The following is an 8,495-nucleotide window of genomic DNA, read 5'->3' on the forward strand; positions in this document are numbered from 1 at the left end:
GAATGCGTCTTATGCTTGCCTCGACCGAATTGGCGCTGCTACGCCGCCTCGCGCACGAGCAATCCTCGTGCCGCACCCCGTCCATCGTCGCCGCCGTCGTCCGCGACGGTGAAATCGCCTGGTCAGGAGGGCGCGGACGCGTCGACGGCGAGACACCCGGTACCGACACGCAGTACCGGCTCGGCTCGATCACCAAGACACTCGTCGCGACGGCCGTCATGCGGCTGCGCGACGAAGGCAAGCTCGACCTCAACGACCCGCTCGAACAGCACCTTCCCGGAACCGCGTTCGGCTCGGCCACCATCGCGCAGTTGCTGTCGCACACCTCGGGCCTGACCGCGGAATCGCCCGGTTCCTGGTGGGAGCGCACGGCCGGCGCCGACTGGGACGCGCTCGTCGAGAGCCTCAAGGACGGCGCGACGCGGCTGCGGCCGGGCAGCCGGTTCCACTACAGCAACGTCGGTTACGGCGTGCTCGGCGAGCTGGTCGCCCGGCACCGCGGGCAGTCGTGGCTCGACGTCGTCCGCGCCGAGATCCTCGGCCCGCTCGGCATGACCCGGACCTCGCCGCATCCCGAAGGCGCGCACGCGAGCGGGTTCGCCGTGCACCCCTTCGCCGACCTCCTCATGCCGGAACCGTCACCGGACGCGGGCGCGATGGCGCCGGCCGGACAGCTGTGGTCGACGGTCACCGACCTCGCCCGCTGGACGGCGTTCCTCGGCGGCCACACCGGTGACGTGCTGAGCGAGCAGACCGTCGCGGAGATGCGCGAAATGGTCACCGTGGACGACGGCGACACCTGGACCACCGGATTCGGCCTCGGTGTCATGCTGGTCCGCACGGAGGGCAGGCGGCTGGCCGGGCACACCGGATCGATGCCGGGTTTCCTCGCGTGCTCGCTGATCGACGCGAGCGCCGGCATCGGCGCGCTGGTGCTGACGAACTCGACGGCGGGCGTCGGCATCACGCAGCTGTGCCTCGACCTGATGAACCTGACCGAACAGCACGAGCCGTCCATGCCCGCGGAATGGCAACCGTCCACTGTGGATCCGAAGCTGCTGGAGCTGACCGGGCTGTGGCACTGGGGCCCGACGCCGTACCACCTGCGCCTGCTCCCCGGCGGCCTGTTCTCCCTCGCGCCGACCGACGGTCCCGGCCGCGCGTCGCGGTTCGCGCCGGTCGGCGAAGACACTTGGGTCGGCCTCGACGCCTACTACGCGGGCGAAACGCTGCGGGTCGGACGGGACTCGGCGGGGAAGCCGAACCATCTCGACCTCGCGACGTTCATCTTCTCGCGGACGCCGTTCGACCCGGCCGCGCCCATCCCGGGCGGCGTCGACCCCGACGGCTGGCGCTAACGGAAGCGCACGGCGGCGGTCGTGAACTCGCGGCCGCCGTCGGCGCACACCAGGACATGCCATAGTCGGCATCGCCGACGACCCACATCCGGCGCCGTCCGCGCAGCGACTCGGCGAGTTCGTCCACGCGGTCCTCGATGACGAACTTCGCCGGACGGCCGTCGAGAACCGCCCACCCGCGCAGGGACCGAACACGACGTCGAGGACACCTTCACGGCGCCGGATCGTGAACCGCAGCGCCGTCCACCACTGGCGGGTCCTCGGCGAAGAGATCTCCCCCGGCTCGTCTCCGTGCACCCAGCGCGGCAGGCCGGGAACGAACACGAGCACGAGCGCCGCCACGAAACCGAGCGGTGCGCCGATGGCCGCCGTCTCGTCCCACTCAGCGAAGACCGCGTGGAGGACGAAGACGAGGAAGTACAGGAACAGGAAACCCCACCGCGGTCTCCACGGGTCCGGCATCAAGCGGCCGGGGTGTGCCCGACCGCGACGCCGACGGCCGCGATGAAGTTGCGGGCGATGCGCTTGCCCTCGCCCCAGTCGACGAAGCCGAACTTGAGGCTCGTCTGGATCGCGAGTCCCGAACCCTCCGTCGTCCGCTCGACCTTCACCGTGACCGTCTGGCCGTAGCTCAGCCAGCCGAGCTTGGTCGAGAAGGTGACGTAACCCGCCGCCGCGTCGTAATACGGGGTCTGCCCCTTCACCGCGTCGACCCCGTGGGGCAGGGCCTGCCACAACGCCTCGGGGGACACGGGGAATCGTTCGTGCACTGTCGCCATGTGGCGAGAAGCTACCCGGCGGTCGGCGCCGGTGGGAGCCGGTCCGCTGATCCCATCTGCCGGACACGCGGCACCGACTGTCAGCAGGGCCGTCCCGACCTGAGAGACTGGTCTCATGACCGACGCACCTGAGTTGACCCTCCCCGCGGACCTGAAGCCCGCCGATGGCCGCTTCGGCTGCGGACCGTCCAAGGTCCGTGCCGAGCAGCTCGCCAACCTGGCGAAATCCGGTGCCACCTATCTCGGCACCTCGCACCGGCAGAAGCCGGTGAAGTCCCTCGTCGGCCGCGTGCGTGCGGGTCTGTCCGAATTGTTCTCCCTGCCCGAAGGCTACGAAGTGGTCCTCGGCAACGGCGGGACGACCGCGTTCTGGGACGCCGCCGCGTTCGGGCTCGTGCGGGAACGTGCGCAGCACTTCACCTACGGCGAGTTCTCCTCGAAGTTCGCCACGGTGACCAAGGGCGCCCCGTTCCTCGCCGACCCGATCGTCGTCAAGGCGGACCCGGGCAGCGCGCCCGAGATCGTCTACGAGGCCGGTGCCGACCTGGTCGGCTGGGCGCACAACGAGACTTCGACCGGTGTCGCGGTGCCGGTCCGCCGCCCCGAAAACCTCACAGCCAGTGATGGCGCGTTGGTCGCCATCGACGCCACTTCCGGCGCGGGCGGCCTGCCGGTCAAGGCCGAGGACTTCGACGTTTATTACTTCGCGCCCCAGAAGTCCTTCGCCTCCGACGGTGGCCTCTGGATCGCGCTGGCCTCGCCCGCCGCGGTCGAGCGCATCGGCGAGATCGGCGCGAGCGACCGCTGGATCCCCGAGTTCCTGTCGCTGACCACCGCGCTCGACAACTCCCGCAAGGACCAGACGTACAACACCCCGGCGGTGTCGACGCTGTTCCTGCTGGCCGACCAGATCGAGTGGATGAACTCGAACGGCGGTCTCGAGTGGACGACCGCGCGCACGCGCGACTCGTCGACCCGGCTGTACGAATGGGCCGAGAAGACCGGCTACACGACACCGTTCGTCAGCGACCCGTCGCTGCGTTCGCAGGTCGTCGGCACCATCGACTTCGCCGACGAGGTGGACGCTTCGGCGGTCGCGAAGGTGCTGCGCGCCAACGGCATCGTCGACACCGAGCCGTACCGGAAGCTGGGCCGCAACCAGCTGCGCGTCGGCCTGTTCCCGGCCATCGACCCGGACGACATCACGAAGCTGACCCAGAGCATCGAGTACGTCGTCGAACGCCTGGGCTGAGCTAGCTGTCCGTGAAGGCCTCCTTGAGGGTCCATCCATGCCCCCGCCGCCACCCTCAACGGGGACGCTGCGCGCCACTGCGTGGATTCAAGTCCCTCAGGGAGGCCTTCACGGACATACCGGCCAGCACGAGCAGCACCAGGCCGTACAGCACGAAGGATTCCGTCGCCAGCCACCAGCCGAAACTGCCGGCGGGCCGCGGCGCGAGCCACATCGGCGCGATCACGAACAGCGCCACCGTCACGGCCGCGAGCACGGAGGAAACGATCGACCGGGTCCAGACCAGCAGCACGAGGATCGGTACGCACCAGATCCAGTGGTGCGTCCAGGACACCGGCGAGACCAGCAGCCCGCCGATGGCGCACGCCGTCAGCGCGAACACCGGCTCGGCGACGCGCACGATCACGAACGCGGTCAGCGCGATCACCACGAGCGCGGCCAGCACCCACACGACGTCCTCCGCCGAGCCGAGTCCGAGCCGCGCGAGCATCCCGCGCAGCGATTGGTTCCCGACGTAGCCGCGATCGCCGATGCGGCCGGTGTCGAAGAGGATGTTCGTCCAGAATTTCGCGGACGCGCCCGGCGCGACCAGGAACATCAGCGCGCCCGCGCCGAGGAACCCGGCCACGACCCGGGCCGCGGAGCGGAAATCCTTGCGGAACAAGAAGAACAGGATGAAGAAGGCCGGGGTCAGCTTGATCGCCGCGGCGACGCCGATCAGCAGCCCCTTGGTACGCGCGCGGCCCGGGAGCAGGGCGTCGAGGACGACCATCAGCATCAGGAGGGTGTTGATCTGACCGAAGCCGAGCGTCGAGCGGACCGGCTCCATGATCCCGCCGACGGCCTGCGCCCCGATCGCCGCCAGTACGGCGATGGCGCGGCCCCGTACCACGGAACGGTCGGTGAGCGAGCCGTTGAGCGTCGCGACGAAGAGGTAGACGACGATTCCGCCCGCGATGATCGACGCGAGCCCGATCAGCCTCGTGGCCAGCGCGGCGGACAACAGCGTGCCGGGCAGGAACACCGCGGCCGCGAACGGTGTGTAGGTGAAGGGCAGCCGGCCCCCGTGCGTCTGCACCCACGTGCCGTACGGGTCGCCCGAGTCGACGAGGAGCCGCGCGCCGCCGATGTAGACCTCGAGGTCCTGGCCGTCGAACACCTTGAACGCGAACAGCACGCCGACCACGACGGCTTCGAGCGCGATCAACGCCCCCGCGAGTTTCCGCCCCGACAGTCCCATCAGCACCCGGCGAGATTACCCACCGCTACTCCGCATCCAGTCCTCTGGATGCGGTAGTCGGCACTACGAACTACCGCATCCAGAGGACGAAACGCGAGCTAGGCCAGGGCCTGGGTCGGCGGGAGCCGGGCCGCGCGCATCGCCGGATAGGCACCGGCGACGGCACCGACCAGTGCCGAGACCCCGACCCCGCCGAGCAGGGCGCCGACGGGGAGTACCGCCGGCCAGCCTTGGCTCAGCGCGTACCCGGACGTCACGAGCACGCCGACCAGGACCCCGGCGATCCCGCCGAGCCCGGACAGGAGCACCGACTCGGCCAAGAACTGGCCTCTCACCTGCCGTTTCGTCGCGCCGAGCGCGCGGCGGAGGCCGATCTCCCGGCGCCGCTCCAGTACCGAGATCACCATCGTGTTGGCCACCCCGACGCCGCCGACCAGCAACGCCACCCCGCCGAGTCCGAGGAACAGCGCACTGTAGGTGTTCTCCGTCAGCTTCTGCGCCTCCAGCGCTTCCGACGGACGACGGACCTCGACCTCGTTCGGCGCCTCCGGGTTCATCGTCTGCGCGAGCACCGAACGGACGTTCTCGACCTGTGAGTCCTTCGCCCGGACGTACACGGTGGTCGGATGCCCCTCGAAGCCGAGGAGCCGCTTGGCGACGTCCCAGCCGACCAACGCCGACCGCTCGATCTCGGGCGCCAGCGGCGTCGGCCCGAGAATGCCGCCCACGGTGAACCACTGACCGCCGATGAAGACCTGGGGTGGCTTCGCCGGATCGATGTGGTCGATCCCGAGCCGCGCGGCCGCGACCGAACCCAGCACGGTGACCGGGTAGTCGCGGGTCGCGTCACGGAGGAAGCGTCCGGTGCGGACGGCACCGCCGATGACGTCGAGAAGATCCGGCGTCGCCGCGTAGACGGAGAGGCCGGACGTCTCGTCCTTGGCGATCTTGTCCGTGCGCCGCACGGTCCCATCGGTGCTGCCGGTCGCGGACGCCGCCGTCACCGGGGAGATCCGCTTCGCCATCGGCACCGCGCTGTCCGGCAGCGTCGCGTCACCACCGAACATCGTCTTGCCCGGCCCCGCCGAAAGCAGGTTGGTGCCGAGCGCGGCCAGCTGGTCTTGCAACGCCTTCGCGCCCGACGCCGGGATCGCGAGCACCGCCACCATCGCGGCGATCCCGATCCCGATGCCGAGCGCGGACAGCACCGCGCGCATCGGCCGCGTCCGCATCCCGTGCGCGCCGAGGTTCAGCACGTCGCGCGGGCCGAGCCTGGCCGGATCCGGTGTCGGCGTCTTGTCGAGGACGGGTGCGCTCACACCGGCACCCCCGTCCCGGTGTCGAGCCGGATCCGGCCGTCCCGCAGCTCGATCCGCCGCGGGACGCCCGCCGCGATCTCCCGGTCGTGCGTGATGATCACGACCGTCGTCCCCTGCGAGCTCAACGTGGCGAGCAGGTTGAGGATCGCCGCGCCGTTGCCCGTGTCGAGGTTCCCGGTCGGCTCGTCGGCCAGCAGGATCGACGGCGAGTTGACGACCGCCCGCGCGATCGCCACCCGCTGCCGTTCCCCGCCGGAGAGCTCGTTCGGGAAATGGCCCGCCCGATGCGCGAGGCCGACCCGGTCGAGCGCGGCCAGCGCCCGCTCCTGCCGTTTCCGCCGCGGCACCCCCGCGTACAGCAGTCCCGTCGCGACGTTGTCGACCGCGCTCACCCCCTCGCTGAGGAAGAACTGCTGGAACACGAATCCGATCCATCGTGACCGCAACGCGGACAGCTTGCGGTCGGGCAGTTTCGCCACGTCGTGCCCGCGCAGTTCGATGACGCCGCTGGTGGGCCGGTCGAGTGTGCCCATCAACTGCAGCAGCGTCGACTTGCCGGAACCGGACGGGCCGACGATGGCGACCATTTCCCTGTCCGCAATGGACAGTGACACCTCGTGCAGTGCCCGCACCCCGCCGGGATAGGTGCGTGAGGCGCCGCGCACGTCCAGTACCGGGGTCATGAGGTCGTCACCACCCGCATCCCGGCGGCGAGGCCGGTGCCGGTGATTTCGACGCGGCCGCCAGAGAACAAACCGGTCTTCACCGCGATGAGACGCCGATTGCCGCCTTCGTCGACCTCGACGGCGTACCCACCTTCGGCGAGCGCGAGCAACGCCCCGACCGGCACCGCCAGCACTCCACTGTGGACTTCCTTGGTGAACCGCACCGAGACGGGCGTCGAATCGAGCGACCCCGCCGCGGCCGGATCGTCCAGCTTGATCTTCACCTTGATCTTCGGCTTGCCGTCGTCCTGTCCGGTGGCGTCCTTGCCGCTCTCCGCGACCTTGCCGACCTCGGTGATCACGCCAGTCGTGCGCTTGCCGCCGGTGATGTCGATCCCGACCTTGTCCCCTTCCTTCGCGATGGCCTGTTTGGCGGCGTCGAGCTTGACCTCGACGAGGCGCTCGGTGCCGGTGTACTTCAGGAGTTCGCCGCCCCCGGGGCCGCCGAGCTGCGCGGCGACCTGCGAAACCCGGATCTCGCCAGGCGCGAGGACGGCGTCGCCCTGGCCGAAGGTGCCGGTCTGCTCGACGCCCAGCGACTTCTGCCATTTCTTGATCGCGGCGGCGGTGACCGAGGTGAACTTCTTGTCCGGGGTGCCGAAACCCCCGAAGCCGAGCGCCTTCAGGTTCTCCTCCAGCTGCTTGACGTCCGGGCCGTCCGCGGCCCCGTCCGCGAGGTCACGGAAGAACGGCAACGTGCCGTAGAACAACGGCACCGGTTCGGCGTCGACCCCGTACACGGCCTTCCCCCGGGTGTACACCGCACCCGTGTCCGGAAGGGAGGTGATGGTGCCCTGTTTCCGGCCGGCGAGGGCGTTTTCCGCGCCGTGGCCCAGCGTTCCGTTCGCCTCTTCCTCCTCCCGCAGGTCGGTCTTCTCGACTTTCGCGGTCTCCACCGGTGGTGGCGCCTGCCCGACCTGCTGGGCCTCCGACGTGACCCTGGTCAGCACGACCACGGACATCGTCCCGACCACGACGACGAGGACCGCCGCGATGACGAACCAGCGCGCCCGGCGCGAACGCCGTGCGCCGCCGGGTCCTTCGTGTTCGCTCATTTCGCCGGAGCCGCCCTCATGCTCATGCCGAGACCGCAGGCCTTCGCCGCTTCTTCGAACTTCTTGGGATCGCCCGCGTCCATCGTCATGGCGGCGCCCTTGCCGCTGGGATCGGGATCCGGGAAGTCGATGCCGTGCTCACGCATGCACTTGGCTTCCTTGCGCATCTTGTCGAGCTCTTCCGGCGTGGGCGGCTTGATCTCGCCGCCGTTCGGCAGCAGCTTCCGGCACGCGTCGCTCGCGGCCTTCATCTTGTTCTCGTCGGGCCTGCCTTCGCCCGCCTCGATGGAGATCGTGCCCTGCTCGTCGCCATCGGTCTTGGGATCCGGCATGTCGATCCCGTGCTCGCGCATGCACTTCGCGAAGTTGCGCATCTTGTCCTCGTCGGACACGTTGTCGGCCTGCTTCCCGTCACCGGCGGCGCCGGGAGCCGGTGGCGACGAGATCGAGGCGACCTTGTCGTCGCCGTCCCCGCCACCGCCGCAGCCTGCCACCAGCGCGAGGACCGTTCCGGCGATCAGTACCGCCATCGGTCGTTTCCGCATCGCTGCTCCTTCGGTCGTCTTGGCGTACCGATTTCTACGGAGAGGGCGATTCCGGCGCGGTAAGCGAAGTCGCTTATGTCGCGCTTACCGTCCCGTCCGGCACGGCAGTTGCACCCGGCGGTCGAGCGGTCGGTACAGGTGGTGGGGGGGGGGGGGGGGGGGGGGGGGGGGGGGGGAGAAAAAAAAAAAAAAAAAAAAAAAAAACAGACCGACAACACACAA

Annotated in this window: 8 protein-coding genes; 2 read left to right on the forward strand and 6 right to left on the reverse strand. The window is 69.6% G+C overall.

Translation table 11 applies throughout. The features are described 5' to 3' along the window. Positions 1-11: 11 nt before the first annotated feature. The gene (locus tag ACZ6DT_RS22765) at positions 12-1,358 is read left to right on the forward strand and encodes a serine hydrolase domain-containing protein (RefSeq protein WP_465598568.1); all 1,347 of its coding nucleotides are present in this window, start codon (positions 12-14) and stop codon (positions 1,356-1,358) included. A 461-nt stretch (positions 1,359-1,819) separates the two neighbouring features. On the opposite strand, the gene ACZ6DT_RS22770 is transcribed toward ACZ6DT_RS22765, so the two are convergent. Continuing rightward, on the reverse strand, positions 1,820-2,137 hold the full coding sequence (locus ACZ6DT_RS22770) for a hypothetical protein (protein ID WP_465598571.1): 318 nt from the start codon (positions 2,135-2,137) through the stop codon (positions 1,820-1,822). Positions 2,138-2,252: 115 nt separating this feature from the next. Between ACZ6DT_RS22770 and serC the strand changes: the two genes are divergently transcribed. Continuing rightward, the gene (gene serC, locus ACZ6DT_RS22775) at positions 2,253-3,389 is read left to right on the forward strand and encodes a phosphoserine transaminase (RefSeq protein ID WP_465598574.1); all 1,137 of its coding nucleotides are present in this window, start codon (positions 2,253-2,255) and stop codon (positions 3,387-3,389) included. A 55-nt stretch (positions 3,390-3,444) separates the two neighbouring features. Here serC and ACZ6DT_RS22780 read toward each other — a convergent pair whose 3' ends face one another. The 5 genes from ACZ6DT_RS22780 to ACZ6DT_RS22800 all read right to left on the reverse strand — a co-directional run bounded on the left by ACZ6DT_RS22780 (position 3,445) and on the right by ACZ6DT_RS22800 (position 8,273). Further along, positions 3,445-4,635 carry a glycosyltransferase 87 family protein gene (locus tag ACZ6DT_RS22780; RefSeq protein WP_465598577.1) on the reverse strand — a complete coding sequence of 397 codons (1,191 nt, stop codon included), beginning with the start codon at positions 4,633-4,635 and terminating at the stop codon, positions 3,445-3,447. A gap of 92 nt (positions 4,636-4,727) precedes the next feature. After that, positions 4,728-5,948: an ABC transporter permease gene (locus tag ACZ6DT_RS22785; protein WP_465598580.1), complete on the reverse strand. Its 1,221-nt coding sequence runs from the start codon at positions 5,946-5,948 to the stop codon at positions 4,728-4,730. Next, positions 5,945-6,631 (reverse strand): ABC transporter ATP-binding protein, encoded by a 687-nt coding sequence (locus ACZ6DT_RS22790; protein WP_465598583.1) that lies wholly within the window; start codon positions 6,629-6,631, stop codon positions 5,945-5,947. Before ACZ6DT_RS22790 ends, ACZ6DT_RS22785 begins: the two co-directional genes overlap by 4 nt. Further along, complete coding sequence (locus ACZ6DT_RS22795) at positions 6,628-7,728, reverse strand: peptidoglycan-binding protein (protein ID WP_465598586.1); 1,101 nt, start codon at positions 7,726-7,728, stop codon at positions 6,628-6,630. Before ACZ6DT_RS22795 ends, ACZ6DT_RS22790 begins: the two co-directional genes overlap by 4 nt. Further along, on the reverse strand, positions 7,725-8,273 hold the full coding sequence (locus ACZ6DT_RS22800) for a hypothetical protein (protein WP_465598589.1): 549 nt from the start codon (positions 8,271-8,273) through the stop codon (positions 7,725-7,727). Before ACZ6DT_RS22800 ends, ACZ6DT_RS22795 begins: the two co-directional genes overlap by 4 nt. Positions 8,274-8,495: the final 222 nt, after the last annotated feature.

The sequence above is a fragment of the Amycolatopsis sp. NPDC041971 genome (assembly GCF_055588925.1).

Excerpts from the sequence above, each read along its gene's own strand:
- ACZ6DT_RS22765 (WP_465598568.1), top strand. The coding sequence starts at position 12 with ATGCTTGCCTCGACCGAATTGGCGCTGCTACGCCGCCTCGCGCACGAG.
- ACZ6DT_RS22770 (WP_465598571.1), bottom strand. The coding sequence starts at position 2,137 with ATGGCGACAGTGCACGAACGATTCCCCGTGTCCCCCGAGGCGTTGTGG.
- serC (WP_465598574.1), top strand. The coding sequence starts at position 2,253 with ATGACCGACGCACCTGAGTTGACCCTCCCCGCGGACCTGAAGCCCGCC.
- ACZ6DT_RS22790 (WP_465598583.1), bottom strand. The coding sequence starts at position 6,631 with ATGACCCCGGTACTGGACGTGCGCGGCGCCTCACGCACCTATCCCGGC.
- ACZ6DT_RS22795 (WP_465598586.1), bottom strand. The coding sequence starts at position 7,728 with ATGAGCGAACACGAAGGACCCGGCGGCGCACGGCGTTCGCGCCGGGCG.
- ACZ6DT_RS22800 (WP_465598589.1), bottom strand. The coding sequence starts at position 8,273 with ATGCGGAAACGACCGATGGCGGTACTGATCGCCGGAACGGTCCTCGCG.